General features: G+C 64.7%; 28 protein-coding genes. 5 read left to right on the plus strand and 23 right to left on the minus strand.

The features are described 5' to 3' along the window. The first annotated feature begins 65 nt into the window (after positions 1-65). Positions 66-428 carry a response regulator gene (locus DVS29_RS29440; protein ID WP_118184058.1) on the plus strand — a complete coding sequence of 121 codons (363 nt, stop codon included), beginning with the start codon at positions 66-68 and terminating at the stop codon, positions 426-428. Positions 429-444: 16 nt separating this feature from the next. Here DVS29_RS29440 and DVS29_RS29445 read toward each other — a convergent pair whose 3' ends face one another. The 7 genes from DVS29_RS29445 to rhaM all read right to left on the minus strand — a co-directional run bounded on the left by DVS29_RS29445 (position 445) and on the right by rhaM (position 6,976). After that, entirely contained in the window at positions 445-705 is a 261-nt protein-coding gene (locus DVS29_RS29445; protein ID WP_118184059.1) for a DUF6723 family protein, read from the minus strand. A 230-nt stretch (positions 706-935) separates the two neighbouring features. Next, positions 936-1,955, minus strand: a complete 1,020-nt coding sequence (gene rhaS / locus DVS29_RS29450) for a rhamnose ABC transporter substrate-binding protein (RefSeq protein ID WP_118184060.1) — start codon at positions 1,953-1,955, stop codon at positions 936-938. A 114-nt stretch (positions 1,956-2,069) separates the two neighbouring features. Further along, positions 2,070-3,086: an ABC transporter permease gene (locus tag DVS29_RS29455; RefSeq protein WP_118184061.1), complete on the minus strand. Its 1,017-nt coding sequence runs from the start codon at positions 3,084-3,086 to the stop codon at positions 2,070-2,072. Further along, the gene (locus DVS29_RS29460) at positions 3,079-4,143 is read right to left on the minus strand and encodes an ABC transporter permease (RefSeq protein WP_118184062.1); all 1,065 of its coding nucleotides are present in this window, start codon (positions 4,141-4,143) and stop codon (positions 3,079-3,081) included. Before DVS29_RS29460 ends, DVS29_RS29455 begins: the two co-directional genes overlap by 8 nt. Beyond that, on the minus strand, positions 4,140-5,669 hold the full coding sequence (locus tag DVS29_RS29465) for a sugar ABC transporter ATP-binding protein (RefSeq protein ID WP_118184063.1): 1,530 nt from the start codon (positions 5,667-5,669) through the stop codon (positions 4,140-4,142). The genes DVS29_RS29460 and DVS29_RS29465 overlap by 4 nt, the downstream gene beginning before the upstream one ends. Before the next feature lie 49 nt (positions 5,670-5,718). Continuing rightward, positions 5,719-6,612 carry an amidohydrolase family protein gene (locus tag DVS29_RS29470; protein ID WP_118184089.1) on the minus strand — a complete coding sequence of 298 codons (894 nt, stop codon included), beginning with the start codon at positions 6,610-6,612 and terminating at the stop codon, positions 5,719-5,721. A 13-nt stretch (positions 6,613-6,625) separates the two neighbouring features. Further along, positions 6,626-6,976 carry an L-rhamnose mutarotase gene (gene rhaM / locus DVS29_RS29475; protein WP_118184064.1) on the minus strand — a complete coding sequence of 117 codons (351 nt, stop codon included), beginning with the start codon at positions 6,974-6,976 and terminating at the stop codon, positions 6,626-6,628. Positions 6,977-7,124: 148 nt separating this feature from the next. On the opposite strand from rhaM, the gene DVS29_RS29480 reads away from it, so the two are divergent. Next, positions 7,125-8,117: a LysR family transcriptional regulator gene (locus DVS29_RS29480; protein ID WP_118184065.1), complete on the plus strand. Its 993-nt coding sequence runs from the start codon at positions 7,125-7,127 to the stop codon at positions 8,115-8,117. Between the two features lie 99 nt (positions 8,118-8,216). Here DVS29_RS29480 and DVS29_RS29485 read toward each other — a convergent pair whose 3' ends face one another. The 4 genes from DVS29_RS29485 to DVS29_RS29500 all read right to left on the minus strand — a co-directional run bounded on the left by DVS29_RS29485 (position 8,217) and on the right by DVS29_RS29500 (position 12,422). Next, positions 8,217-8,999, minus strand: a complete 783-nt coding sequence (locus DVS29_RS29485) for an L-rhamnose 1-dehydrogenase Lra1 (protein WP_118184066.1) — start codon at positions 8,997-8,999, stop codon at positions 8,217-8,219. 33 nt (positions 9,000-9,032) lie between these two features. Beyond that, positions 9,033-10,211, minus strand: coding sequence for an L-rhamnonate dehydratase (rhmD, locus tag DVS29_RS29490; RefSeq protein WP_118184067.1), 1,179 nt, complete (start codon positions 10,209-10,211; stop codon positions 9,033-9,035). Next, positions 10,208-11,524, minus strand: a complete 1,317-nt coding sequence (locus DVS29_RS29495) for an MFS transporter (protein ID WP_240655837.1) — start codon at positions 11,522-11,524, stop codon at positions 10,208-10,210. Before DVS29_RS29495 ends, rhmD begins: the two co-directional genes overlap by 4 nt. A gap of 145 nt (positions 11,525-11,669) precedes the next feature. Next, the gene (locus tag DVS29_RS29500; protein ID WP_118184068.1) at positions 11,670-12,422 is read right to left on the minus strand and encodes an SDR family NAD(P)-dependent oxidoreductase; all 753 of its coding nucleotides are present in this window, start codon (positions 12,420-12,422) and stop codon (positions 11,670-11,672) included. Positions 12,423-12,688: 266 nt separating this feature from the next. Here DVS29_RS29500 and DVS29_RS29505 point away from each other — a divergent pair, with 266 nt between their 5' ends. Next, positions 12,689-13,165 (plus strand): hypothetical protein, encoded by a 477-nt coding sequence (locus tag DVS29_RS29505; RefSeq protein WP_118184091.1) that lies wholly within the window; start codon positions 12,689-12,691, stop codon positions 13,163-13,165. A 42-nt stretch (positions 13,166-13,207) separates the two neighbouring features. On the opposite strand, the gene DVS29_RS29510 is transcribed toward DVS29_RS29505, so the two are convergent. The 10 genes from DVS29_RS29510 to DVS29_RS29555 form a co-directional block, all read right to left on the minus strand. Then, positions 13,208-13,612, minus strand: coding sequence for a GFA family protein (locus DVS29_RS29510; RefSeq protein ID WP_118184069.1), 405 nt, complete (start codon positions 13,610-13,612; stop codon positions 13,208-13,210). A gap of 74 nt (positions 13,613-13,686) precedes the next feature. Beyond that, complete coding sequence (locus tag DVS29_RS29515) at positions 13,687-14,223, minus strand: SRPBCC family protein (protein WP_118184070.1); 537 nt, start codon at positions 14,221-14,223, stop codon at positions 13,687-13,689. Further along, positions 14,204-14,563 (minus strand): ArsR/SmtB family transcription factor, encoded by a 360-nt coding sequence (locus tag DVS29_RS29520; RefSeq protein ID WP_338069351.1) that lies wholly within the window; start codon positions 14,561-14,563, stop codon positions 14,204-14,206. The genes DVS29_RS29515 and DVS29_RS29520 overlap by 20 nt, the downstream gene beginning before the upstream one ends. A 148-nt stretch (positions 14,564-14,711) precedes the next feature. Beyond that, positions 14,712-15,917, minus strand: coding sequence for a GGDEF domain-containing protein (locus tag DVS29_RS29525; RefSeq protein ID WP_118184071.1), 1,206 nt, complete (start codon positions 15,915-15,917; stop codon positions 14,712-14,714). Between the two features lie 315 nt (positions 15,918-16,232). Further along, the gene (locus DVS29_RS29530) at positions 16,233-17,714 is read right to left on the minus strand and encodes an MDR family MFS transporter (protein ID WP_118184072.1); all 1,482 of its coding nucleotides are present in this window, start codon (positions 17,712-17,714) and stop codon (positions 16,233-16,235) included. A 377-nt stretch (positions 17,715-18,091) separates the two neighbouring features. Then, positions 18,092-18,754, minus strand: coding sequence for an H-NS histone family protein (locus tag DVS29_RS29535; RefSeq protein ID WP_118184073.1), 663 nt, complete (start codon positions 18,752-18,754; stop codon positions 18,092-18,094). A 514-nt stretch (positions 18,755-19,268) separates the two neighbouring features. Next, positions 19,269-20,336 carry a glycosyltransferase family 9 protein gene (locus tag DVS29_RS29540; RefSeq protein ID WP_118184074.1) on the minus strand — a complete coding sequence of 356 codons (1,068 nt, stop codon included), beginning with the start codon at positions 20,334-20,336 and terminating at the stop codon, positions 19,269-19,271. A 4-nt stretch (positions 20,337-20,340) separates the two neighbouring features. Next, positions 20,341-20,727: a RidA family protein gene (locus tag DVS29_RS29545; protein ID WP_118184075.1), complete on the minus strand. Its 387-nt coding sequence runs from the start codon at positions 20,725-20,727 to the stop codon at positions 20,341-20,343. Further along, the gene (locus DVS29_RS29550) at positions 20,724-21,698 is read right to left on the minus strand and encodes a threo-3-hydroxy-L-aspartate ammonia-lyase (RefSeq protein ID WP_118184076.1); all 975 of its coding nucleotides are present in this window, start codon (positions 21,696-21,698) and stop codon (positions 20,724-20,726) included. Before DVS29_RS29550 ends, DVS29_RS29545 begins: the two co-directional genes overlap by 4 nt. Then, positions 21,695-22,339 (minus strand): helix-turn-helix transcriptional regulator, encoded by a 645-nt coding sequence (locus DVS29_RS29555; protein ID WP_118184077.1) that lies wholly within the window; start codon positions 22,337-22,339, stop codon positions 21,695-21,697. The genes DVS29_RS29550 and DVS29_RS29555 overlap by 4 nt, the downstream gene beginning before the upstream one ends. Before the next feature lie 186 nt (positions 22,340-22,525). Here DVS29_RS29555 and DVS29_RS29560 point away from each other — a divergent pair, with 186 nt between their 5' ends. After that, positions 22,526-23,215, plus strand: coding sequence for a hypothetical protein (locus tag DVS29_RS29560; protein WP_118184078.1), 690 nt, complete (start codon positions 22,526-22,528; stop codon positions 23,213-23,215). Between the two features lie 13 nt (positions 23,216-23,228). Here the strand turns inward: DVS29_RS29560 and DVS29_RS29565 are convergent, their stop codons facing one another. Together DVS29_RS29565 and gnd are read right to left on the minus strand one after the other, a co-directional pair. Further along, the gene (locus tag DVS29_RS29565) at positions 23,229-23,900 is read right to left on the minus strand and encodes an HAD family hydrolase (RefSeq protein ID WP_118184079.1); all 672 of its coding nucleotides are present in this window, start codon (positions 23,898-23,900) and stop codon (positions 23,229-23,231) included. A gap of 127 nt (positions 23,901-24,027) precedes the next feature. Then, complete coding sequence (gnd, locus tag DVS29_RS29570) at positions 24,028-25,083, minus strand: phosphogluconate dehydrogenase (NAD(+)-dependent, decarboxylating) (RefSeq protein WP_118184080.1); 1,056 nt, start codon at positions 25,081-25,083, stop codon at positions 24,028-24,030. A 219-nt stretch (positions 25,084-25,302) separates the two neighbouring features. On the opposite strand from gnd, the gene DVS29_RS29575 reads away from it, so the two are divergent. Continuing rightward, positions 25,303-25,620: a hypothetical protein gene (locus DVS29_RS29575; protein WP_420816176.1), complete on the plus strand. Its 318-nt coding sequence runs from the start codon at positions 25,303-25,305 to the stop codon at positions 25,618-25,620. The last annotated feature ends 115 nt before the right edge of the window (positions 25,621-25,735 follow it).

A 25,735-nucleotide genomic window follows, 5' to 3' on the forward strand; every position in this document is an offset into this window, starting at 1 on the left:
ACCACACTGCGGGAACACCTGTTGCTGCGTCAGCGTTACCTCAGCAACAAATATGCGACCCGAGCATGCATTCGATCCTGCTCGTCGACGACGAGCCCGATCTTCTCTATGTCTGGCAGATGCTGCTCGAAAACGAGCAGTACGACGTCCGTTGCGCGCGAAATGGCCAGGAAGCGCTGGCGATGATCGAAGCGCGCGCGCCGGATCTCGTGATCACCGACTGGATGATGCCGTTGATGGACGGCGTCGAACTGTGCCGCCGGCTGCGCGGACGCCCCGATCTCGCGCATATTCCGGTGTTGATCCACACCGCGGCCGATGCATCGCTGCGCGCGGAAGTGAACGCGCTATGGGACGACTGCATCCGCAAGCCGGCTTCGATGGAACTGCTGGTGACCACGATCGAACGGTTGTGCGCGAAGCATTGAGTTCAGCGCGTCGTGCTCACATCTCCGGGTGATCCAGATCGCCCTGCACGATCCGTTCCCCCATCACCTGCGCCGCCGCCAGCGCCTCCTGCTGCGTCGTGAACGGGCCGATGTCCGGCGCGCCATCGAACGGGAACAGCTGGCGGTTATCGGTTGTGCGCACCACGCGCAGCTGACCGAAAAAGCGCCGGTAGCCGCGCATCCGCGTGCCGGCCGAAACCTCGAAATCGTCTTCGGACTTCGCGGGAATACTGGGGATGAAGGTGCTGGACGGCATGATGAAACCTGCTGCGCTCGCGTTCGCTGATCGGGAAGGAGCGGCTATTTTCGCATGCCAGTGTGAATGCAGCGGGTTACGGCGCGAATCCTCGCGAGCATGTCGCGCTGACCTTTTGGTCAGCCGGACGTAAAAAAAACCGCTCACGTCGCGTTCGCGGCGATCGTGAGCGGTCCACCCAGCGGCCCTCGTGCCCTTGCGGGCACCGGCTCTCGAAAAACGGTTCGGCGTTAGAAGTTGTAGTTGTCGATGTTGGTGGCATCGAACGTGGTCGGCGGTCCAAGGATGATTTCGCCGTTCGCGCCGATCGTGCGCTTGCCGAGCTTGCCCGCGTCGAAGCTCTCGCCCTGCTTGCCGGTGATCGTGCCCGAGGCGAGATTCGCCGCCGCATAGGCTGCGAGGTAGCCGAGTTCGGCCGGATCCCACAGCTGGAACGCCTTCACGGTGCCGTTCTTCACGAACTCGCGCATCTGGTTAGGCGTGCCGAGACCGGTCACCTGCACCTTGCCCTTGCTCGACGACGACGAGATGTAGCGCGCGGCCGCGGCGATACCCACCGTCGTCGGCGCGACGATCGCCTTCAGGTTCGGATACGCCTGCAGCAGACCCTGCGTCTCGACGAACGACTTCTGGTCGTCGTCGTTGCCGTAGGCGATCTTCACGAGCTTGATCTTCGAGTACTCCGGCTTCTTCAGCTCCTCCTGCATGTACTTGATCCACGTGTTCTGGTTCGTCGCGTTCGGCGTCGCCGACAGGATCGCGAACTCGCCCTCGCCGCCCATCAGCTTCGACACGAGCTCGATCTGGCCGCGGCCGATGCCTTCCGCGTTCGCCTGGTTGACGAACAGCTGCCGGCCGGCAGGCGCCGTGTCGGAGTCGAACGTCACGACCTTGATGCCCTGCGCCATCGCCTTCTTCAGATACGGCACGACCGCGTTCGCGTCGTTCGCCGCGATCACGATCGCGTTCTGGTGCTGCGTGATCAGCGTGTTGATGTACGACACCTGCGACGATGCGCCGGCATCCGACGGGCCCACCGCCTTGCCTTCGCCCTTGAACTCCTTGATCGCGTCGAGGCCGCCGTTGTCGGCGATCACCTCGTACGGGTTGTTGATCTGCTTCGGCACGAACGCGATCTTCAGGCCTTCCTTGATGCCGGCCGCCGATGCGCTCGCGGCAATACCCAGCATCGCCGCGCACAGTGTCGCCGTTCCGACCGCCTTTCCTACGTGACGTAGTGGTTTGAACATGCGTGTCTCCTCACTTGATGTTCGGACGGGTGTCCGAGGTTGTTGATGTGCTTCGTTTGCTTCTTTGACTACTTGAATGAATGATTTCCGCAAAGTGAATCCGGAGTGAAACGCCTAGCTTGCCGCCGCGGACTTCGCGAGCAGCCGGCGGTCGCGCATCGCGCGCCAGCGGGCCGCCATGTTCGGAATCAGCACCGATGCGAGCAGCAGCACGCCGGTCACGATCGTCAGCGTTTCGCTCGACACGTCGACGAGCGTCAGCGCATTCTTCAGCACGCCGACGATCAAGAGCGACAGCAGCACGCCGATCATCGAACCGCGTCCGCCGAAAATGCTGACGCCGCCGAACAGCACCGCCGCGATCACCGAAAGCTCGAAGCCTTCGCCGTTGTCGCCGCGCGCGCTGGTGAAACGCAGCGTGTAGATGATGCCGGCGAGCGCGCTGACCGCGCCCGACATCACGAACAGACGCAGGCGGATCTTCGCGACGTCGATGCCGGAAAACGCGGCGGCGGTGGAGTTCGCGCCGATCGCGTAGAGGCTGCGGCCGAACGCGGTAGCCTGCAGCAGCACGGTGAACACCACCGCGCACACGATCACGATCGTGAACGGCAGCGGAATGAATGTGGAGCCGAGCATGTTCATGCCGAACGCCGTGTAGCCGGCCGGGAAATCCGCGACCGCCTGATCGCCGAGCAGCACGTACGCGAGACCGCGAAACAGTGCGAGCGTGCCGATCGTCACCGCGAGTGAAGGCAGGTTCAGCTTCACGATCACGAGGCCGTTCAGCAGGCCAGCCAGCGCGCCCGCGCAGATCACGATGATCATCACCAGCGGCATCGGCAGACCCATGTGCCACAGCACGCCCATCAGCGCGCTCGATGCGCCGAGCACCGACGCGACGGACAGATCGATCTCCGCGGCGACGATGATCAGCGTCATCGGCAGCGCCATCAGCGCGACTTCGGTCAGATCGGCCAGCGCGTTGCCGATGTTCGCCGCGCTTAAGAAGTCGACGGACAGCACGCGGCCGAGAATCAGCGACAGGATCAGCAGCACGGCGAGCAGCGTTTCCCAGTGCAGCGGCACCAGCGGTTTGCGCGTCAAGAGCGCGGCATCGGGTTTAGCCATGATCGCGTTTCCTCATCATGCGTTTGGCGACGGAGCGGGCCAGCAAGGTATCGGCGGCGATCGCGGCGACGATCAGCGCGCCCTGAATGGCCTGCTCCCAGAATGGCGACACGTGCAGCACGACGAGCGCGATGCTGATCACGCCGAGCACCAGCGCGCCTAACGTCGCGCCGAGAATCGTGCCGACACCGCCGTTGATCGCGACACTGCCCACCACGGCGGCCGCCACCACCTGCAGTTCGATCCCCTTCGCGGTGCTCGCGTCGACGGTGCCGAAACGCGCGAGCCACAACGCGCCCGCGAAGCCCGCGATCGCGCCGGAAATCAGGAAGCCCATCATCACGCGCTTCTCGACGCTCACGCCGGCAAGCCGCGCGGCCTCCGGATTCGAGCCGATCGCGTAGTGCTCGCGTCCCGCGCGGAACTGCTTCAGATAAACGGAGAGGCCGATCAGCACGACCAGCGCGATCAGCGCGAGCGTCGGAATGCCGAACACTTCGCCGGTTGCGAGACGCGAGTATTCGGGCGGCAGGCTCGTCGCGTTGATCTGACCGCCATGCACCCACGCGTAGTCCGCGCCGCGGAAGATGTAGAGCGTCGACAGCGTCGCGACGAGCGACGGCACGCGCCCCACCGCTACCAGCAGCGCATTGATCGCGCCGGCCACGATGCCCATCAGCAGCCCCGCGCCGAGCGCGACGATCACCGGCATCTGCGGATGCGCGACATACAGCGCGCCCACCGCATACGCGGTCACGCCGACGATCGAACCGACCGACAGATCGATATGGCGCATCAGGATCACGACCGTCATGCCCGCCGTGAGCAGACTGATGATCGATACGTTGAGCAGCACGTCGCGCAGGTTCTGCAGGTTCAGGAACTGCGGCCGCGCGAGCGCGGTGCCGCCGATCAGCAAAATCAGCACGACGAACAAGGTGGTTTCGCGGCTCTTCGCGAGCGCCGCGAGTACGCCGCCGGAACCGTTGCGCGGGCGCCCGTTGCCGTTCTGGTTCTGTGGCATCGCGGGTGGATGGGTCGTCGAGTGGCGCATCATGCGGCGTATCCCAGAGGCGGATTGGACTGACCGAGCGCGGCATTCATGATGCGTTCCTCGGTGGCGTCGGCACGTGATATTTCGGCGCTGATGCGGCCTTCATGCATCACCAGCACGCGGTCGGCCATGCCGAGCACTTCGGGCAGCTCGCTCGAAATCATCAGCACCGCCATGCCCTCGCGCACGAGGTCCGCGAGCGCGCCGTACACTTCGGCCTTCGCGCCCACGTCGATGCCGCGCGTCGGTTCGTCGATGATCAGCACCTTCGGGTGCGTGGCGAGCCACTTGCCGAGCACGACCTTCTGCTGGTTGCCGCCCGACAGCGTGGCGACCGGCAACTGCGGATCGCCCGCTTTCAGCTGCAGGCGCTTGCCCCATTGCGTCGCGAGATTGACTTCGCTACGCTCCGAGATCAGGCCGAAGCGCACGAGCCGCTGCAGCACCGTCATCGACGCATTGCGCGCGATGCTCAGTTCGAGCGCGAGACCTTGCTGGCGGCGATCCTCGGGCACGAGCGCGAGGCCCGCCTTGACGGCCGCGGCCGGACGTCCCGGTGCAAGCTTCTTCCCGACGATGCGGATCTCGCCGGCATCGAGCGGATCGATACCGAAGATCGCGCGCGCCACTTCGCTGCGGCCCGCGCCGACGAGCCCCGCTAGCGCGACGATCTCGCCCGCGCGCACGTCGAACGACACGTCCTTGAACACACCGATGCGCGTAAGCCCATGCACCGACAGACGCACGTCGCCGGGGGTCACGTCGGCCTTCGGATAGAAGCTCTCCAGATCGCGTCCCACCATCTTCGCGACGATCGACGCAGTGGTCATCTCGGTAGTCGGCGCGTCGAACACCTTCGCTCCGTCGCGCATGATCGTCACGTGCTGGGTCAGCGCGAACACTTCGTCGAGCCGGTGCGTGATGAACAGGATCGCGACGTCGCGCTCGCGCAGCTTGCGCACGATCGCGAACAGCCGCTCCACTTCCGGCAGCGACAGCGCGGCAGTCGGCTCGTCCATGATCAGCACGCTTGCATTCAGCGACAGCGCCTTCGCGATCTCGATCACCTGCTGGTCCGCGATCGACAGCCCGCGCACCAGCTGTTCCGCCTGCAGATCGACGCCGAGCGACGCGAGCAGCGCATCCACTTCGCGATGCATCGTGTCGTACTGGATGCGGCCGACGCGATCCACCGGCTGGCGTCCCATGTAGATGTTCTCCGCGATCGACAGATCGAAGAACAGCGTGGGCTCCTGATAGATCACCGCGATGCCCGAATCGCGCGCCTGCGCGGGTGTCGCGAACTGCCGCTCGACACCGTCGATGTAAAGCTCGCCGGTATCGGGCTGATGCACGCCCGCGAGTATTTTCACGAGCGTCGACTTGCCTGCGCCGTTCTCGCCGAGCAATGCGTGCACTTCGCCGGCACGCAGCACGAGATCGCCGTCGGCGAGCGCGCGCACGCGGCCGAACGTCTTGCTCGCGTGCTTCAGCTGTAGTCGCGGAACGCCGTTGTGGTCTTGCTGCACGGCCTGTCTCCTCCTGGCTCGCGCCACGCTGTGCGCGCGGCACGTGGGTCTAGATGCGGTAGATGCGTTCGGCGTTGGTCCGGAACAGCGCGGCCTGCTCGCTCGCGCTGAGGTCGCTCACGATCGATGCATACGCGCGCCACAGGTCGCCGTACGAGCCGAACAGACGATCCACCGGAAAGTTCGATGCGAACATCGCGCGCTCTGCGCCGAATGCGTCGATCGTATCGAGCACATAGGGACGAAAACTTTCGACAGTCCACGCGTGATCGAACATCGCGAGGCCGCTGATCTTCACCGACACGTTGTTGCACGCCGCGAGCTTGCGCAGCCCGTCGCGCCACGCACGCCAGCCGACGACGCTCGTGCGGTCGACGAACATGCCCGCGTGATTGACGATGAACGCCGTATCCGGATGTGCGCGAGCAAGCTCGGCCGCCTCGTCCATCTGCGACGGATAGAGCTGCATGTCGAACGACAGGTTGTGGCGCTTCAGCAGCGCGAAGTTTTCGCGCCAAGTTTTTTCCTGCAGGTATTGCCGGCCGACGTAGTCGTACAGCTTGTTGCCGTGCACGTTGAGGATCTGCCGCACGCCGCGCGTATTCGCGAACGACGCGTGCGCCTCCAGCAGTTCGGCCGCATTCGCCGCGCTGAAATCGATCCACGCGACGATCCCGTTCGGCATGCCGCGCGAAGCCGGATCGTTCGCAACCGACTGCAGCCAGCGCGTTTCTTCGACCGGATCGGCGGGATCGTGATTCGCTTCGACATGCACGACTTTCAGCACGTCGATTTCGTTCGCGTCCGCGAGCAGGTCGGCGATCAGATAGTCGTGCTGCAGATCGCGGGCATCGCCGACGAACGACACGCCCGGATTCTCGAGCCACGGATAGCGGTGGGTTTTCAGGTCCCACAGATGGATGTGCGGATCGACGACCTGCATCATGGGCTCCTCGTCAATGCGCTGAAAGCGATTGGGCGGCATCGCCGCGCGGCGCGAGTTCGAACACCGGCGCGAGCGGCTGCACAAACGGCGTGTGATCGCCTTCCGTCTGCATGATGTCGGCCATGTAGTCCCACCATTTGCGCATCACGGGCAGCGTGGGCAGCGCATTCATCTGGTGATCGTCCGTGCGCGACAGCACAGCGAACAGGTGATGCGTGGCCTCGTCGAGAAAGATCCGGTAATCGCGCACGCCGGCGTCGTGGAGCGCATCGGCCAGTTCAGGCCAGATCTCGCGATGGCGGCGCTCGTACTCGTCGCGCGTGCCGGGGTTGAGCACCATCCGGAAAGCGATCGTCTCCATTCGTGCCTGTCTCCAATGTTGTTCCGCGGCCTGCTCTGCGTCAGGCATGGAACGACTATAATTCCGGCTGCGATAGCCACTCAATCCGTTGTTGAGATTGAGCGATCCAGAAACCGAATCGCTTCGGGTGCCCACCGCCCTTCGCTCCATGAACCACCCTGCCTCCACGGTCGCGCTCGTCAATCGTCTCCGGTTCAAGCATCTCGCGCTGCTCGTCGCGCTCGACGACGCGCGCAACGTTCACCAGGCCGCCGAAGCGATCAACGTCGCGCAGCCGAGCGCGAGCCGCATGCTCGGCGACATTGAGGAAGCGCTCGGCTTCCTGCTGTTCGAGCGCAACGCGCGCGGCATGCAGCCCACGCCGCTCGGCGTCGTCACGCTCGCGTACGCGCGCCGCGCGCTCGCCGAACTCACGCGCTTCGCCGAAGACCTCGACGTGAAGCGCAAGGGCGGCCACGGGCAGCTGACCGTCGGCGCGATCATGGGCGCCGCGCCCGATCTGCTTGCCATGGCGGTCGCGTCGCTGAAGACCGAACGGCCGCTGCTGAACGTGCGCATTCTCGGCGAAACCAGCGATCAGGTCGTGCAACTGCTGCACCGCCGCGAAGTGGACCTCGCGCTCGGCCGTCTCACCACACCACTGCAGCACAACGACTTCAGCTTCGAGCCGCTCGCGCGCGAACCGCTGGTGCTGATCGTGCGCACCCGTCATCCGCTGGCGCGCGCCGCCTCCGTCACGCTCGCCGAACTGATCGCGTGGCCGTGGGTCGCGCAACCGCTCACCAGCCCGGCGCGCGTGCTGTTCGAGGAAGAACTCGCGCGCGCGGGCCTCGCCACGCCCGTCAACCTGACCGAATGCGCGTCGATCTTCGCGACGCTGCAACTGCTCGAAAACTACGACGCGGTCGCGATGCTGCCGGAATCCGTCGTGCGCGATCACGTGCGCGGCAAGCTGCTCGTCGCGCTGCCGATCGAGATCGGCAAGAGCCTGCCGGGCTTCGGCATCCTCACGCGCAAGGGCGAACCGCTTGCCGAACCGGCCGAGCACTTCGTCGGCCTGTTGCGGCGTTTCTCCCAGCCGCTCGCCGCCGACGATCACGCGCCCGCGCAGCACGGCGGCAAGACGGTCGCCGCGCATTGAAGCCCTCATTGAAGGCTTCATTGAACCTTTCACTGAGCGGTTCAGTGAACATCGCATGCAGTGGACGCGTTCCGGATTCACCGCGGCTTCACTGAACGTTCACTGCAGGTTCACGAACAGCCCGCCATCCACCAGCAACGACGCGCCCGTCACATAGCGCGCGCGGTCCGACGCCAGAAACACCACGCAGTCGGCCACGTCTTCCGGCCGCCCCAGTCTGCCGAGCGGGATGCGCTTCTCCATGTAGCTGCGCTTTTCCTCGTTCGCGAGGTCCTCGGCGTTCAGGTCCGTCGCGATCGTGCCGGGCATCACTGAATTGCAGCGGATGCCGTACGGCCCGAGCGCGATCGCGCACGACTGCATCAGCGAATGCACGCCGGCCTTGGTCGGCGTGTAATGCGTCTGCTCGCCGCCGCCGACGAGCGCGCTGATCGAGCTCGTCGCGACGATCGAGCCGCCGGTGCCCTGCTCCTTCATCTGCCGCGCAACGGCCTGGGTCACGTAGAACGCGCCGTTCAGGTTCACGCCGACGGTGCGCTCCAGCACCGAAGGCGGCATGTCGAGAAACGCGTGGAACGGGCAGATGCCCGCGTTGCTCGCGAGCACGTCGACCTTGCCGAACGCATCGACCGCATGGCGGACGAGGTCGGTGCCGGTCTGCGGCGCGGCGACGTTGCCTTCCACCGCGATCGCGCGCCGGCCCAGCTTCTCGATTTCGCCGATCACGTCGGCGATCGCCGAGCGCTTGCCGTACGACGCGTCGTTGTCACCCCAATAGTTAATCGCTACATCGGCGCCCTCCGCCGCGCACGCCACCGCGATCGCCCGGCCGATGCCGCGCGAGCCGCCGGTGACGATCACCACCTTGTCCTTGAGCAGCACTGTGTCGTCTCCTTCGTGCGTGTCTAGTGCGTATCAGTGCGTGTACGGCCGGTCGAGCTTGCACTCCGGGTTCAGCCGCACGCCGAAGCCCGGCGTCTCGGGCACCTTCATCCGGCCGTTCACCGGTACCGGTTCGTCGAGCAGCAGCGGCGTGAACATCGGCACCACCTGGTCGGCCTTCGGTGCCATCATCAGGAACTCGGCGAACGGCGAATTGTGCCGCGTGACGACGAAGTGATAGCTGTACACCGACGAGCCGTGCGGCACGACGAGCACGTTGTGCGCATCCGCGAGCGCCGAGATCTTGATCAGTTCGGTGATGCCGCCGCACCAGCCGACGTCCGGCTGGATCAGATCGCAGCAGTCCATTTCGAGCAGCATCCGGAAGCCCCAGCGCGTAGCCTCGTGTTCGCCCGTCGACACCATCAGGCCGGGCGGCACGTTGCGGCGCAGGTCCGCATAGCCCCAGTAGTCGTCAGGCGGCAACGCTTCCTCGAGCCACTTCAGCCCGTACTCCGCCGCGCCCTTCGCGAGACGCTTCGCGTAAGTCACGTCGAGGCTCATCCAGCAGTCGTACATCAGCCAGAAGTCGTCGCCGACTTTCGAGCGCATGTCCGCGAGCTTCGCGAGGTTCTGCTTGAGGCCGTCCTCGCCTTCGGCCGGGCCGTGCTGCAACGGCAGCTTGCCTCCGATGAAGCCCATCTGCTTCGCGAGATCGGGGCGCGCGCCGGTCGCGTAGAACTGCAGCTCGTCGCGCACCGGACCGCCGAGCAGCTGATACACCGGCTCCTTGCGCACCTTCGCGAGCAGGTCCCACAGCGCGAGGTCGACGCCGGAAATCGTGTTCAGCACGATGCCCTTGCGCCCGTAGTAGAGCGTCGAAAAATACATTTGATCCCACATCTTCTCGATGTCGGTCACGAGCTGCCCTTCGAGAAAGCGCGCGAGGTGCTTCTCGACGATGAACGCGCCGATTTCGCCGCCCGTCGTGACCGCGAAGCCGACGGTGCCGTCGCTCGCCTCGATCTCCACGACCAGCGTGCCGAGCACGTTGATGCCGAACGACTGGCGGCTCTGCCGGTACTCGGGATAGCGCGCCATCGGCGTCGAGATGTGATCGTCGATCCAGTGGTCGTCCCCCTGGTCGTGATAGTCGGCGCCGCCGCCGCGGACCGTGAAGGCACGCACGTGCCGGATAGTGGGCATGCTCATGTCGATGAACTCCGTTTTGCCTGTGCGGTTGATCCTGCGGTTGTTCCCGCGCTTGATTCGATTGATTCGTATGTTTCGGTAGCTTCGCCGGTTCGCAGCGTGCCGATCGCGAGCGCCGCGAGCACGCTCGCCGCGGCCAGCGCGATGAGCCCCGCCGAACTCGACTGGAACGCGTGCTCGGCCCACGTGCGCAGCGACGGCGCGAAGAAGCCGCCCAGGCCGCCCAGCGAATTGATCAATGCGATGCCGCCCGCCGCCGCGGCGCCCGTCAGATAGCGCGTCGGCAAGGTCCAGAACAGCGGCTGCGCGGCGATGAAGCCGCTCGCCGCGAAGCACAGCGCGACGAGACCGACCACCGGCTGATGCGCGAGGCCCGATACCGCGATGCCGCAACCCGCGAGCGCCAGCAGCAGCATCGCCCAGCCTCGATGACCGCCGGCGCGATCCGCGCGGCGCGGCACCCACCACGTCACAGCGACCGCGCACAGCCACGGCAGCGCCGTCACGAGGCCGACGCGCAAGCCCACTTTCGTGCCGAGCAGCGCCGCGACCTGCTGCGGCAGATAAAAGATCACGCCATACACGGCCATCTGGATCAGCAGATAGATCGCGGACAGCGCAAGCACGCGCCGGTCGACGAGCGCCGCGCCGACATGACGCGGACCGTGCGATGCCGCGGCGTGGTCGTCGCCCGCGATCGCGACGCGCAGTGCGGCGCGTTCGTTCTCGTCGAGCCAGGCGACATCGGCAGGCCGGTTGTCGAGATAGAAGAACGCCCACACGCCGACGAACGATGCGAGCGCGCCCTCGACGACGAAGAGCCACTGCCAGCCGGCAAAACCGCCAGTGCCATTCAGTTCGAGCAGCAGCCCCGACAGCGGACTGCCGAAGATGAACGCGAGCGGCGCGCCGAAATAGAACACACCGACCGCGCGGGCGCGCGCCGATTGCGGAAACCAGTGCGTGAGGTAGTAGATGATGCCGGGGAAGAAGCCGGCTTCCGCGATGCCGAGCAGGAAGCGCAGCACGTAGAACGCGGTGGACGTGTGCGCGAACGCCATCGCGCCGGACACGAGCCCCCACGTCACCATGATCCGGCACATCCAGATGCGCGCGCCGACCCGATGCAGCAGCAGATTGCTCGGCACCTCGAAAAGCGCGTAACCGATGAAGAACACGCCCGCGCCGAACGCGAACGCGACGTCCGACAGGCCGGTGTCGTGCTGCAGCGCCTTCTGCGCGAAGCCGATGTTCGCGCGGTCGAGAAACGCCAGCACGTACATCAGCAGCAGAAAAGGCAGCAGGCGCCGCATCACGCGGCCGATCGCGCGTTCGAGCGTTATGGCATCGCCTGACGATGCGGGTGTGGCGGGTGTGGTGGGCACACTCATCTTGTCTCCCATGTCTTTCCGGTACGCCCGTCTTCTGCGGGCTCAAGGCATTCGCCGCCCCACGCCGCTAGTAAGTCGCGCGCCCACCCGACAGATCGAACACCGAACCCGTGCTGAACGCGCAGTCTTCCGACGACAGCCACAGGATCAGCGACGCGGCCTCTTCCGGCATCAGGAAGCGGTTCATCGGGATCTTCGACAGCATGTAGTCGATGTGCTCCTGCTTCATCGAGTCGAAGATCTCGGTTTTCGCGGCAGCAGGCGTGACCGCGTTGACGAGGATGTTGCTGGTGGCGAGCTCTTTGCCGAGGGACTTGGTCAGGCCGATCAGACCTGCCTTCGACGCGCTGTAGTGCGACGCGTTCGGGTTGCCTTCCTTGCCCGCGACGGATGCGATGTTGACGATGCGGCCATAGCCCTGCTTCAGCATCAGCGGCACGATGGCTCGCGACGTGAGGTATGGGCCGATCAGGTTGACGTCGATCACGCGGCGCCACACGTCGGGTTCGAGCTCCCAGGTCTTGCCGTTGCCGCCGGTGATGCCGGCGCAGTTGATCAGCACGTCGATCTTGCCGTGCTGTTTGACGGTTTCCGCGGTGGCTTCGCCGACCGACTGCTCGCTCGTCAGCTCGACGATCGCCGTCGATACCTTGCCGAGTTCCGCGAGTTCCTGCTGACTCGTCGCGAGCCGCGCGGCGTCGACGTCCCACAGCGAAACGGCCGCGCCCGAGCGCAATGCGCGCTGCGCCACCGCGTAGCCGATGCCCCGCGCGCCGCCCGTGATCACGATGACGCGCCCATCCAGATCGATGCGATTCATGCTGTCTCCGTTGTGTTCTTGAACTGCCGATGTCACGACTATACGAAGCCGCCGATACCGCAACAATCCGAGTATTGGATGGCGCGATAACAAAAGCGGATTGGAGTGGGGGTAAACACCGAATATTCGCTTACAAATATCACGCGTTGCGCGTGCACGGCGAAGCGGTCCGCGCGTTATATCCGTCAGCGCCGCCGATTTCGGTTCGAGACAGTTCAAAGCAGCTGGAAGCAGGCGGCGCGACGTATCCAGGTCGAGGAGTGACCGTGAACCGCAAAGCCCAATCCCATCGCCCCATGCGCCCTTCGATGTCGCCGCTGCTGCGCGCGCTAACCTATAGCCGCGCATCGCACGAGCCCGTGACCCGCTCGATGCTGCTGCAGTGCTACATCGCGCTCGACGCGTTCCGCCGCGGCCACGGCTCGCGCGAGCTGTTCGCGACGCTCGGGCGCTATCTGCTCGTTGCCGAGGAACTGTGCCGGCTCGAACTGCAGGCGCCGGACGCGGACTACATCGAGGCGGCGCAGGCGATCATGGTCGAACTCGACGAGGCGCAGAAAACCGCTGGCGCGTGGCAGCTCGACGACGACGGCTACCGCGCGCTCTGCGCCGCGCTCGACATTCTCGCGGCGCAGCTTGCCGATGCGTCGCTCGACGAGATCACGCGGGCCGAGTCCGCGATGGTCACGGGGCTGCTGAAGGCGCACGGCATGCAGGAACCCGCCGTGGCCCTGCGGCACTGAACCGGAGCCCCGCCATGCTCACCGCGCGCCTCTGCGGCGCCGTTACAGCAGCCGCGTATCGGCCGGTGCGTGCGCCCAGTCGTCGTGGCGGCCATCTTCGAAACGCAGCGGCGCGGCGGCCAGCTCATCGGCCGGCAGATCGTCGAAGCAGGCCAGATTCACCGCGAAGAACTGGCCGCCGAACGCCGGGTTGCTGCCCTCGCCGAATACCTTGATGCCGCATTGCCCGCAGAAGCGATGGCGGATCGAGTGCGACGCGAAGCGGTAATCCTGCAATGCCGCTTCGCCCGCCAGCACGCGCAGCGCGGCGCCCGGCACGAAGGCCTTCCAGAAGCGCGCCTTGCTGCAGATCGAGCAGTTGCAGCGGCTCGTTCCTTCGGCAAGGTCGAGGTCGCACTCGAAGCGCACCTGACCGCAGTGGCAACTGCCTTGATAGGTCTTCTTCATGCTGTGTCTCCTGAGGTGCTCATGAGGTGCTCATGGGGTCAACAACGTGCTGCCCTGCAGTGCTGTCAACGCTGTCAGCCCTGTGCGCTCCTTGCGGCCACAACTTCATCCAGCCGGTCGGCGAAGCGATCGATCAGCTGCGTCCAGCCAACGCGGTGACCGTCGCGCGATGCCTCGCTTTCAAGACCCGATTGCCGGAACGTCATCAACGTGCGCCCGGGGCCGGCTTCGTCGAAGGTCACCTCGATCAGCGTATTGCGTTCGACCTTGCCGTCGCGCTCCCACGCGAACGTGAACACGATCCGCTCCGGCTCGACGATCTCGCGATAGACGCCGCGCTGCCAGTAGTCGTCGCCCTGTGGCGAGCGGATGCAGATGCGATAGGCGCCGCCCGGGCGAAAGTCGACTTCGCAGAACGGCGTGGTGAAATCGCGGCCCGTCTCGTCGCGCGGACCCCACCAGCGCGCGAGATGTTCGGGCGTGGTCCACACCTCGAACGCGAGCGCGCGCGGCACGTTCAGCGTGCGGGTGATCGTGAGCGCATAGCCGCTGTCGGCCCCGTGCGCCGCGCTGGATCCATTCCGGCCGGATTCATTTCTTTCGTCTGCCATGCTGCTTCTCCGTGATGTGAAGCTCGCCGACGTAGTCGGCCATGCGATCGAAACTGCCTTCCCAGAAGCTGCGATAGCGCTCGAGCCAGCCCGCAACCTCGCGCAGCGGCGCCGCCTGCAGACGGCGCGGACGCCACTGCGCCTGCCGGCTCTGCTCGATCAGACCCGCCTGCTCGAGCACCTTCAGATGCTTCGAGATGCTCGGCAGCGACATATCGAACGGTTCCGCCAGTTCGTTGACCGTGGCCTCGCCTTCCGCGAGCCGCGCCAGCATCGCGCGACGGGTCGGATCGGCGAGCGCGGCGAACGTGGCGCTCAGTGCATCGGCTGGCATCTTCATTTAACCCATTAGCTAATTAACCTTCAGGCTAAGTAATCAACGCAGGTTCGTCAAGGACGATTCGCCCTGGCGTTAACCCTCATCTTTTGATAGATCGATGCGCGCGGCGAAGATGCATCGCGCGGGTGGAATGCGGGTGAAGCCGCGCTCAGGCGTCGGTGTCGCTCATCGAATCGGCGAAGTCGCCGGTCCGCGCAAGCGGTGGCCGCGCCGCCATCGACCAGCGCCCCTTGCCTTCGCGCTTCGCGACATACATGGCTTCGTCGGCGGCGCGCAGCACGCCGTCGATCTCGTCGTCCGCGCTCGACACCAGCGCGATCCCCACGCTGACGCCCACCGATACCGACACGTCCGAGCCGAACTGGAACGGCTTCTGCACCTCGGCGATCAGGCGGTCGCCGAGTTCGCGATGCTGGGGTTCCTTCGCGACGTCCGTGACGATCACGAATTCGTCGCCGCCCAGCCGCGCAACCAGCGCGTCCGGTCCCGCGAGCGCGCGCAGCCGGTCCGCGACGCGCGCGAGCAGGTTGTCGCCGACACCGTGGCCGTACGCATCGTTGATCGGCTTGAAGCCGTCGAGGTCGAGATACAGCAGCGCCATGCCGGGCCTAACGCCGCCGGGATGGTCATAACCGTGGCCGCGCGCGGTGGCATGCGACAGACCCGCGCGATTGAGCAGTCCGGTCAGGTCGTCGTGCCGCGCGCGACGGTCGTTCTCGCGCTCGGACTTCATCGTCGACACGAGCAGCGCGTTCAGGCGCCACGACGCCGCGCTCATCGCGAACAGATAGAACGGAATCTGCACGAGTGTCAGCAGCAGCACCGGCTGGCCGGCGAACAGCGCGCCGACGCAGCACGGCCCGAGCGACAGGAAGATCATCACGGCGACGAGCCGCGGCGCGCCGAAGTTGCGGAAACAGATGCCGCCCACCATCGCCGCGGCGGACAGGAACGACAGCGTAGCCGCGACCCAGTCGCCGCTCAGCACGCTGACGAGCGCGCCATAGCCGACCGTCGCGCCCCACGCGGGCGCGAGCAGCACGTGCATGCCGGTGAGCGTCGGTTCGCCACGCTGCGAGCGGCGGCGCGCCGCAACGAGCACACATAGCCGCGCGATGCATACGGCGATTTCGACCGCGAGCCACGCCTTGAACGCGAGATTCGGATGGCGCCGTTCGAGCACCCATGCAACCGCGATCGTGTTGAAGACGCCGCCGAAGAAAATGGGCAGCGTGCCGAACAGGCTCGCGACCAGTGCGGCGCGGATTTCGTGCGGGACGTTCTCTCCGACGTCCAGCATCCACGTTGCCAGCTTCCCCGTTGGCAGCGTGAATACCTCGTTATTCCGGTTCATTTTCCTGGTCCAGCCGGTACCCGTGTTCACCGCGGTTGCAGCTTTGCGCTGTTCAGGTAGCGATGATATTGAACACCGGCAATCGGGTTACTGATTCATCTTTTCAGACTTCTGAATTGAACCAGCAGCTTAGCAGCATTCGATTAACGAAACCGTGAAAGGTGCAAAAACAACGAAATACCGGCTGTCAGATAATGTCAGCCGGAACAGGTCATGATTCTGGAGATTCAGGTTCTACATTTCTAAGCCGTCAATGCAGATAACCGCCTGTTTGCCGGGTCGCGCGTGAATTGAACCATGCAAACCGGATCGCGTTTAAATGGCTTCGCTTGCGGAGACTTCTTTCACGCGTTCGAGTCTTACCGCGGGCACGAACAGCAGCGAAATCACGATTGCAAGCGCCACGAACAGCAGCGTGACGAAGGTCAGATGCAACGACTGCTGCAGCACGTAGCGAACCGCGGCATCCGCGTTCAGGTTGCCGCCGGATCCGTCCAGCAGACCCTTCAGCTGATCCGACGTGACCGCGGCAACGCCCTTCGTGTGACTCAACCCGTAATTGAGCACCGCGCCGAAAATGGTGGCCCCGAGCGTGCTGCCTAGGTTGCGCGAGAACAGGTTCGATGCGGTCGCGCTGCCGCGCTGGGTCGGCTGCACGATCTCCTGGATCAGCACCAGGCAGCACACGCTCGACGTGCCCATGCCGAGGCCCATCACGAGCGAGCCGAACCCGGCCATCACCGGCGAGCTGCCCGGATGCAGCAGCACGAACGGAATCGCGCCCACCGGCAGGAACAGGCTGCCGCCCACCATCGTGCGACGCAGACCGAAACGATGGAACGTGCGGGCCGCGAGCGTCGCGCCGGTGGGCCAGCCGACCATCATCATCGTCAGTGCGAGCCCCGCCACCACGGGAGAGCGTTGCAGCACGCCCTGCACATACATCGGCAGGAAGGTCGTGAGACCCATCAGCGCGACGCCGGCAAAGAAGGTCGACGCATTCGCGGCCGCGATCGGTCGATGCCCCCACAGCGAAAACGAGATCATCGGGTCCGGCGCGCGACGCTCCTGCCAGACGAACAGCACCGCGCACGCACAAGCCACGGCGCCCTCAAGCAGGGCCCGCTGCGAGTCCACCGAATCCGCGTCGGTCAGCGCCATCATCAACGCGCCGATCGCGATCGTGAACAGCGCCGCGCCGGCGAGATCGATCGACGGTTTGTCGTGGCGTTCATGTTCGTGCAGATGCAGGATGAAGCCCACCGCCGAGGCGATGCCGATCGGCACGTTGAGCCAGAAGATCCACGACCACGACAGGTCGCGAATGATGAGACCGCCCGCCATCGGGCCGAGCACCGCTGAAATCGCCCACACGCTTGCGAGATAGCCCTGCACCTTGCCGCGTTCGTGCGCAGGGTAAAGATCGCCGACGATCGTCAGCGTGACTGGCTGGATCGCGCCCGCGCCGATCCCCTGGATCAGGCGGAACGCGATCATCGCCGGCATCGACCAGGCAAAGCCCGCGAGCAGCGAGCCCACCAGGAAGATCACGATGCCGGCCAGCACAGTCGGCTTGCGGCCGTACAGATCGGCAAGCTTGCCGAACAGCACGGTCATGGCCGTCTGCGCGAGCAGGAACGACGAAAACACCCAGCTATAGAGCCGCAACCCGCCAAGGTCGGTCACGATTTGCGGCATTGCGGTAGAGACGATGGTCGCTTCGATCGCAACCATCGCCGAGGCGGCCATCACGGATGCGATGACGAGCGGCCGGGACGTTTTAGGGTGATGTGACATGTGAGCGGCGCTAGCGCGCCTGGCGAAAGAACCCGCATCGATGCGCTGCACTGCGCCCAGGCAATACAGTCGCCGCGCAACGCAACCAGAGCGGATGAAGACGGTGGAGTGCAAACGGCACGCAAGCGTGACCGTCTGCAACGGAACGAAAGGATTATGAACGCTTTTGTCAGCGAGCGCTGGCAGCGGCACACCGCTTGCGCACGGCTAACGCCACAACGATCGCCCGCCGGAAATGACACAGCCGGCCACGAGGGCCGGCTGCTCGATGCGCCATCGCCAATACGATGGCTGGGGACATTGCAATGCGCGAGGCCCGTGCCGGAACGAACCCGAACGGTTCGCCGGCGCGGGCCCGCGTGCAATCAGCCTGCAAATCAGGCTGCGGGCGTCGCTGCCGGCGCTTCGCTGGCAACGGCCGGCGCGGCGGCCTTGCGCGGACGGCCCACGCGCTTGACGCCATTCCCGGCGTTCGTTGCAGCTTTCTTTGCAACCGGCTTCTTTGCAGCCGCTTTCTTGACCACTGCAGTGGTAGTTTTCTTAGCGGTTTTCCTGACGGCGGCTTTCTTTGCAGTTGCCTTGCGTGCGGTCTTTGCCGCTTTGGCGCTCACGGCCTTCTTAGCGGCGGTCTTCTTTGCGGCAACCTTCCTGCCCACCTTTTTAGCGGCAGCTTTCGTCTTGCCCGCCGCGCTGCTCACAGCAGCTGTCGCGCCATCGATCAGATAAACGCTGCGATCCTTGACGTCCTTGATCCATGCCGGCGGACGGGCATGGCCGCTCCACGTTTCGCCGGTGGCCGGATTGCGGTATTTCGGCGGCAGCTTGCCCTTCTGCTTCGGGGCCTTGAAACCGGCCCGCACACGCGCCGCGCGCTCGCGTTTCGCCTTGTTACGGGCTTCGATGTCTTCAGTCGTCAAACCGTGCTTCAGCATCAGTTCGCGAATCTGGTCGAGCGCGTGTTGGGCACGTTCGGCGATCAGCACCTCGGCCTGGGCCTGAAGCTTTTTCATTCGTTTCTGGATCTGTTCAAGAGTGGCCATGAGTGCCTCCTTGTCAAATGGGAATGGCAGCACTATGCCATGCCAGCCATGTTCTTGACAAAAGCCTGGCATCCCTTAGGCAATCTATCCAGTTTTTTTACGCCGTTAAACGCAATAAAGCGGATGGGTCTAACAGGTTTTAGCAAGGGTCTTACATGACTTAACGCGCATTCGAACGATCGGGACGAACGCCGGTAAACACGCTTCGGTGACTTGCAGAGCGACGATCAAACGACAGCGGCTCGTCGCGCATGTTGTGCTAAGTCATTGAACCAAGGCGACTAATGGTGTTTTAGAAGGTCTCGCGCAGGTCTCGCGCAGGTCTCACTTCGGGCCGCGCTCATGATGGTCAAATCGTATTTGACGTGTGGAATCGTCACAAAGCATCGCCTGCGGTGTCGTTCGAAAGCAGGTGAAAGCAGGCGCGCGCTTTGGAGACGGGAGGTGTTGCTTGTTAGAGACAGAACGAAGCGCGTTCTGGCCAGCATCAAACGGATCCGGTCATTTCGAGTCGCTAAAGCGGCCCAGGCGGAGACAGTTCGGGAAGCAGAATATCGTCGTCGGCGAGCTTCCGGAATGCCGCTTCGACCCGTTCGAGATCGCGGGTCCGCCCGCTTGCATGCATGTCCTGGAGATCGGGCAATGGCAGCGTGACCGGCGTGCAAAGCGCATAGTCCCTGACCCGCAGCACCGGCGCGATGGTGGTGAAGAACGCAGTGGTTGGCACCCCGAAGCCAGCCGCGACATGCACGGCGGCCGTATCGGCCGTCAGCACGAACGATGCGCCTTTGGCCCATGCGAGGAACGAAGCCGTATCGGGCGACAGTGCGGCCACATTCACATAGCGCGGGTGATCGACCGCGCCAAACCCGAGTACGGGCAAACCCCAGCGTTGCCAGAGCCGCTCGACCATCGCCGCATGCAATCCGGCCGGAATGCTTCTGACCGGCGTGCTCGCGGTCGGGCAAAACAGCACGTAGCGCTGGCCTTGCCACGCAGTTGGCAATGCGGGCAGATCGAGCCGGCGCAGCCAGTCATTGCTTTTGTGTTCCACGGGCACCGTCGATGGTTCGACGCCTAGCGCCCATAGAAAGAAGTCGATCATCGGCATCGACGCGAACGCCGGCCAGAACAGCTGATTGCCGACGTCGATGCAGGTCTCGCTAGCGGGCAATGCATCCAGCGGGAACGGCAACGCGCGCGGCGTCATCACCACCCCGTCCGACAGCTGATAAAGCGCTTCGACATACGCGGGCGCCAGCGCCGGACGATAAACGATGAAACGCGTTTGCGGATGCTGGCGCCGGATCGCATCGAGCGCGGTGAGGCCGATGATCGAATCGCCTAGCGTAACGCCCATGCCGTTGATCAGATGGACCGTATGGATCGCACGCTCCGTTTGATACGACAGATGAAACGGCGCGCGCGCCGCGTTCAGGATGCGCGCTTCGCTGGACAAGGGCAGGTAGCGCCCTTCGATACGTTCCTGCTGCTCGAGGTCCCAGGACGCGACGATCATGCGCTGTTCGGATAGTAGCGAACCGCGATGCGTCAGCGCGTCGGCTTCGTCGAGAAAAGTCATGAGCTCATCCCGCCAGCGCCACCGCTTCCACTTCGATTGCGAGTCCGTAATGCAGCACCGGCACCGGCACGACCGCGCGCGCCGGCTTGTGGGTGCCGATCCATTGCTCGTAGACCTGGTTGAAGAGCGCCCACCGATCGATATCCGTCACATACACGCGCACCTGCACGAGCCGGCCCACACTGCTGCCGCACGCTTCGAGCACGTCCTTCACGTTGGCCAGCACCTGGCGCGCCTGGACCTCGAACGGTTCGTCGGCGAGCTTCGTGCCGTCGGGCGTGACCGGCAATTGCCCCGACACGAACACGAAGCCGTTTGCGGCGACGCCATGCGAATAGTGGCCGGCGGGCGCACGCATCGTAGAAGGATCGACGAGACGCATGCCGCTCATGACTGACCTCCCGACACGAGCGAAGCAAAGCGCAGCAGATCGACATTGCCGCCGGAAACGATCACGCCGACCCGCTTGCCCGCGATATCGACCTTGCGGTTCAGCACCGCGGCGGCCGCAAGACATCCGGTCGGCTCGACGACGAGCTTCATGCGGCTCGCGAAGAACTTCATCGTTTCAACCAGCTCCGCGTCGCTCACCGTGACGATTTCGCGCACGAGTTGCTGGATCACCGGGAACGTGTGATTGCCGAGATGCTGCGTCTGCGCGCCGTCCGCGATCGTTCTCGGCGTATCGATATGCACGATCGCACCGCTTTGCAGGCTTTGCTGCCCATCGTTGCCCGCTTCGGGCTCGACGCCGACGATCGCGCAGCCGGGGCTCAATTCGTGCGCAGCGACCGAGCATCCAGACAGCAATCCGCCGCCGCCCAGACAGACGAACAGCATGTCGAGCGGGCCTGCGTCTTCGAACAGCTCTTTAGCCGCGGTGCCCTGCCCGGCCATCACGTGCGGATGGTCGTATGGCGGAATCAGCGTGAGGCCGCGCTCTTCTGCAAGGCGACGGCCAAGCGCTTCGCGGTCTTCCGTATAGCGATCGTAGAAGATCACTTCGCCGCCATAGCCGCGCGTCGCTTCGACCTTGATCGCGGGTGCGTCCTGCGGCATCACGATCACGGCCTTGACGCCTAGCAGCTTTGCCGACAGCGCGATCGCCTGCGCGTGATTACCCGAAGAGAACGTGATCACGCCGCCCGCACGCTGCTCCGGCGTGAACTGCGAGATCGCGTTGTACGCGCCGCGAAACTTGAACGCGCCCATGCGCTGGAAGTTTTCGCACTTGAAGAAGAGCTGCGCGCCGGCAAGCGCATCGGCAGTGGATGAAGTCAGCACCGGCGTGCGATGCGCGGCGCCGCGAATGCGTTCGTGGGCGGCGGCAACGTCACCGTAAGCAATGGCTAAAGCGGTCATGAGCGATCCTGATCGGGCAGATAGGTGTAGACGGTGGAGCGCGCGACGCCAAGCGTCTGCGCGACGGCGGAGAGCGAGCGGCGCAGATCGAGCAGTCCGCGTTCGGATAGTTCGCGCATCGCTTCGCGGCGCTGCGCGAGATTCATCGCGGCGGGCGTGGTGTTGCGCGCGGCCGCGAAGTGCTCGAGCGCGGTGCGGACTTCGTCGACGCGGCGCGGCGCAAGCGATTCGTCGACGGGCGGCGTGGCGGTGTCGACGCGCATCAGCTGGCCGAGCCCCGCGGTCACGGCCGCGAGCATCGACGTATCCATGTTCAGGCAGATCGCGGCCACGTATTCGCCGGCGCTGTTCTTCAGGCCGATCGACGTGCTCTTCGCGGGCCGGCCGTCCGGAAAGCGGTTCGCGTAGTTCGGGATGACTTCGGGAAAGGCCGGGTCGGCGATGCGCGCGAGCCCCATTTCGGTAGCCGCGTCGCCCACCTCGCGGCCCGACAGGTTGTTCGCGATCGCGACCACCGCGTGGTCCGGCTGCGTGAGATCGTGCAGCACGACCTCGACGAGCGGCGCGAGCGTCTCGCCGAGCGCCGCGACGATCTTCGCGCCCTCGCGCAGCAGCAACTGGTTTTCGCTGAGCTTCTTCATGGTTTCGACATTATGTCTCTTTTTGACAAAATGTCAAAGTCGAACCGGACCCAAGCGGGGCACGCACGTCAGCCACCGGGCATGAATTGATGCACTAACACCCCGTTCCTCACCGGATTGAATCGACTGACGAAACCGTACAGTGTCGATCAACGGGATGTCCACACATCGGAAGGTCCCATAACCATGGAGAAAGGCGCGGTGACCTTGAAGAGCAACTCGATAAAGCTGGCGGCGCGTGCGGCGTGCGCGGCATCGATGGCCCTGTGCGTGGCAGGCGTAGCACACGGGCAGGAAGTGTATGTGACGGGCGGCACGCTTGGCGCGGGCCTCGGCGGCGCGTGGAATTTCAACCCGCACGTCGGGCTGCACCTGGACGCGGAAGGCTTCGGCTTCTCGCACAGCGTGACGGTCGACGACAACCAGTATGACGGTCACCTGAGCCTCAAGCAGGGCGGTCTGTATCTCGACCTGTTTCCGTTTGCATCGAGCGCATTCCGCGTGACCGCGGGCGCGCTGATCAACGACGATACGCTCGACGCGCACGCCGTGCCGAACGCGGACGGCAACTACAAGATCGGCAACGAGTACGTGCCGGCAATCGGCGGCGCGCCGTCGGCGACGGCAACGATGCCGCATGTGATGCCGTATCTCGGCATCGGCTACGGCCACAAGAAGCAGACGAAGGGCTTCGGTCTGACGGCCGACCTGGGCGTTGCATATGGCCGCCCGCACGTGTCGTACAGCGTGCCGGATGTCTACAGCCAGCTCGTTTCGCAGCAGGACATCGCCGACGAAGAGCAGCAGCTCAGCAACAAGATCGACAAGTACCGCTGGTACCCGGTCGTGCAGCTGGGCGTCACCTACCGCTTCTAGGCGACGGGCGTCGCTAGCGTGTCAGCGACGCCAGATCGAAACCAGCGAGATCGCCGATCCGCTCGATCGTGATATCGGCGGGCGGATACTTCGCGATCTCGCGCGCATCCAGCGCATAGTGGCCCTGACGCGGAAACACCGTGGTCAGGCGCTCGCCCCAGATCTTCTTCATCGCGGCAAGGATGCGCAGCTTGTCGTCGACCATCACGTAGTGCTTCGCCGGAAAACGGCGCTCCACTTCGGCGAGCATCGTTTCCTTGTGCACGTAGATCAGCACCCGTCCTTCGACCTCGCCCCAGAGTCCGGAGCGCGTGACCTTGCGCGGCTGGAACACCACGTCGCCATCCGACAGGATCACCGTCGGACCATGCGGACGCACGTGCTGCAAGACATCCAGCGAGCCCGGATACAGGCGGTTCGCGAACGGATAGTCGATCAGGAACTGCGACATCAGCAGCAGCCGGCAGTCGTCCTGACGCTCCTGCCGGTAGCGCTGCAGCGCGCCGAGATAGTCGGCATAGCCGAGCTCCGCGCGCAGGTTCTCGAAGATGTCCCAGTAGCGGGCGCTGTTCTCTTCGCCGAACTCGCGCATCATGTGCGCGCGCAGATCGGACAGCACGTGATCGTTGTCGAGCAGCGTGTTGTCGACATCGAACAGGAAGACGACGTCATGGGGTGCGTTCATCTCGGCGTTCCTCGCTCCGGCTTCCACTGCAATGAAGATGAAAGGCGCGCGGCCCGCTCGTGCCGCGCGTGTTCTACGCTCGCGATAAACGAGCCCCGTCCGCTTAAGCTCTGCTTTAGCCCTGCTTTCAGCTTTGTTTCGTGCCGCCCGCGGGCAGATGGCCCTGCATCACCGCGGCCTTTTCCGCGTGGCCGCCGAAATCGCGGCGCATCGCCGACAGCACGCGGTTCGCGAAGTCCGCTTCGCCGCGCGAACTGAAGCGCGCGAACAGCGCCGCGCTCAGCACCGGCACCGGCACGCCTTCGTTGATCGCGGCATCCACCGTCCAGCGCCCTTCTCCCGAATCCGATACGCGGCCCGTGAAGTCGTTCAGTTCCACGTCGTCGGCAAAGGTGCCGGCAATCAGGTCCAGCAGCCACGACCCGATCACGCTGCCGCGCCGCCACACTTCGGTCACTTCGGCGAGATCGAAGTCGTACTGGTACAGCTCGGGGTTGCGCAGCGGCGTGGTTTCCGCGTCGACCTCCTGCGTATGCTTGCCGACGTCGGCATGGCGCAGGATGTTGATCCCTTCCGCGTAGGCGGCCATGATGCCGTACTCGATGCCGTTGTGGACCATCTTCACGAAGTGCCCCGCGCCTTGCGGCCCGCAGTGCAGGAAGCCCTGGTCCGCGGTGCCGGCGTCCTTGCGGCGCCCTGGTGTCGGCACGGCCGCGCCGACGCCGGGCGCGAGTGCGGCGAACACCGGCTGCAGGTGCTCGACCACCTGCTTCTCGCCGCCGATCATCAGACAGTAGCCGCGCTCGCGGCCCGCCACGCCGCCGCTCGTGCCGACGTCCACATAGTGAAGCTTGCGCGCGCCCAGTTCGTTGCCGCGCCGGATGTCGTCGTGATAGTACGAGTTGCCGCCGTCGATCACGATATCGCCCGGTTCCAGCAGCGGCACGAGCGCATCGAGCGTCTTGTCGACCACGGCGGCCGGCACCATCAGCCAGATCGCGCGCGGTTTTTCGAGCTTCGCGACGAGATCCTGGAGCGACGTGGCGCCCCCGATGCCTTCCTGTTCAAGCCGCTTCACCGCGTCCGGCTGCACGTCGAAGGCGATGCATTGCTGACCGTGCTTCGTCAGCCGGCGGACCATGTCCGCACCCATCCGGCCCAACCCAATCATGCCTAGCTGCATTTGTGGCTCCAGGAAAAGAAGTGGTGAGCGCCGCGGCCACGCGTCCCGCCGCCGCGACTCCGGTGGAATAACAAGCATAGTTGAAGAGAACTTTCATGCGGCAAAGTTCCGGATCGGCATCCGCATCACACGCAACAGGCCATTGCGATCCGCTCCGAAGCGTAGCGGATCGCGTTGCCGGAGGGCTGGCGCGAAACGTGCGAGCGTCACGGGAAATTCATGTCCGCCCTTTCCGTCGCAACCGCCATGCGTGCTCCCTTCGCGATTCCGCTCCTGTGCATTGCCGTGCTGGCCGGCTCCGCGCACGCCGCCAGCCGCAAGGAGCAGGAAAAAGCCTGCCGCGGCGACGCATTCCGCCTTTGCGCGGCGGAGATCCCCAGCCGTGCAAAAATCGAAGCGTGCATGAAAGCGCACTATGACGAGCTGAGTCCGCCGTGCAAGGAGATGTTCGACGAACCGGATGACAATAGTCCGCAAAGCGGCGGCGGCAACGAAAATGCTTCCTCCTCTGACAGCGACACCACCCGGGGCCATTGAGCGGGCATGTTCCGTTTAGCCTTATTGAGGTTTACTTAATCCATGACAACCGACCTTCAGTTCGCGCGTTATAAGGTCAGTACCTTGATCGGAGGAACGGTTCATGGCCAAGATG

Origin of the sequence: Paraburkholderia phosphatilytica (genome assembly GCF_003443895.1) — a bacterium.
GTDB classification, from domain to species: Bacteria; Pseudomonadota; Gammaproteobacteria; order Burkholderiales; family Burkholderiaceae; genus Paraburkholderia; species Paraburkholderia phosphatilytica.

Coding starts and splice junctions, on each gene's coding strand:
- DVS29_RS29460 (WP_118184062.1), bottom strand. CDS start 4,143: ATGATGCGCCACTCGACGACCCATCCACCCGCGATGCCACAGAACCAG.
- DVS29_RS29520 (WP_338069351.1), bottom strand. CDS start 14,563: ATGAAGATGCCAGCCGATGCACTGAGCGCCACGTTCGCCGCGCTCGCC.
- DVS29_RS29550 (WP_118184076.1), bottom strand. CDS start 21,698: ATGACCGCTTTAGCCATTGCTTACGGTGACGTTGCCGCCGCCCACGAA.
- DVS29_RS29495 (WP_240655837.1), bottom strand. CDS start 11,524: ATGCGGCGCCTGCTGCCTTTTCTGCTGCTGATGTACGTGCTGGCGTTT.
- gnd (WP_118184080.1), bottom strand. CDS start 25,083: ATGCAGCTAGGCATGATTGGGTTGGGCCGGATGGGTGCGGACATGGTC.
- DVS29_RS29500 (WP_118184068.1), bottom strand. CDS start 12,422: ATGAATCGCATCGATCTGGATGGGCGCGTCATCGTGATCACGGGCGGC.
- DVS29_RS29440 (WP_118184058.1), top strand. CDS start 66: ATGCATTCGATCCTGCTCGTCGACGACGAGCCCGATCTTCTCTATGTC.
- DVS29_RS29535 (WP_118184073.1), bottom strand. CDS start 18,754: ATGGCCACTCTTGAACAGATCCAGAAACGAATGAAAAAGCTTCAGGCC.
- DVS29_RS29555 (WP_118184077.1), bottom strand. CDS start 22,339: ATGAAGAAGCTCAGCGAAAACCAGTTGCTGCTGCGCGAGGGCGCGAAG.
- rhaM (WP_118184064.1), bottom strand. CDS start 6,976: ATGGAGACGATCGCTTTCCGGATGGTGCTCAACCCCGGCACGCGCGAC.
- DVS29_RS29545 (WP_118184075.1), bottom strand. CDS start 20,727: ATGAGCGGCATGCGTCTCGTCGATCCTTCTACGATGCGTGCGCCCGCC.
- DVS29_RS29560 (WP_118184078.1), top strand. CDS start 22,526: ATGGAGAAAGGCGCGGTGACCTTGAAGAGCAACTCGATAAAGCTGGCG.
- DVS29_RS29565 (WP_118184079.1), bottom strand. CDS start 23,900: ATGAACGCACCCCATGACGTCGTCTTCCTGTTCGATGTCGACAACACG.
- DVS29_RS29540 (WP_118184074.1), bottom strand. CDS start 20,336: ATGACTTTTCTCGACGAAGCCGACGCGCTGACGCATCGCGGTTCGCTA.
- DVS29_RS29525 (WP_118184071.1), bottom strand. CDS start 15,917: ATGAACCGGAATAACGAGGTATTCACGCTGCCAACGGGGAAGCTGGCA.
- DVS29_RS29445 (WP_118184059.1), bottom strand. CDS start 705: ATGCCGTCCAGCACCTTCATCCCCAGTATTCCCGCGAAGTCCGAAGAC.
- DVS29_RS29510 (WP_118184069.1), bottom strand. CDS start 13,612: ATGAAGAAGACCTATCAAGGCAGTTGCCACTGCGGTCAGGTGCGCTTC.
- DVS29_RS29515 (WP_118184070.1), bottom strand. CDS start 14,223: ATGGCAGACGAAAGAAATGAATCCGGCCGGAATGGATCCAGCGCGGCG.
- rhmD (WP_118184067.1), bottom strand. CDS start 10,211: ATGAGCATGCCCACTATCCGGCACGTGCGTGCCTTCACGGTCCGCGGC.
- DVS29_RS29575 (WP_420816176.1), top strand. CDS start 25,303: ATGTCCGCCCTTTCCGTCGCAACCGCCATGCGTGCTCCCTTCGCGATT.
- DVS29_RS29470 (WP_118184089.1), bottom strand. CDS start 6,612: ATGCAGGTCGTCGATCCGCACATCCATCTGTGGGACCTGAAAACCCAC.
- DVS29_RS29480 (WP_118184065.1), top strand. CDS start 7,125: ATGAACCACCCTGCCTCCACGGTCGCGCTCGTCAATCGTCTCCGGTTC.
- DVS29_RS29530 (WP_118184072.1), bottom strand. CDS start 17,714: ATGTCACATCACCCTAAAACGTCCCGGCCGCTCGTCATCGCATCCGTG.
- DVS29_RS29455 (WP_118184061.1), bottom strand. CDS start 3,086: ATGGCTAAACCCGATGCCGCGCTCTTGACGCGCAAACCGCTGGTGCCG.
- rhaS (WP_118184060.1), bottom strand. CDS start 1,955: ATGTTCAAACCACTACGTCACGTAGGAAAGGCGGTCGGAACGGCGACA.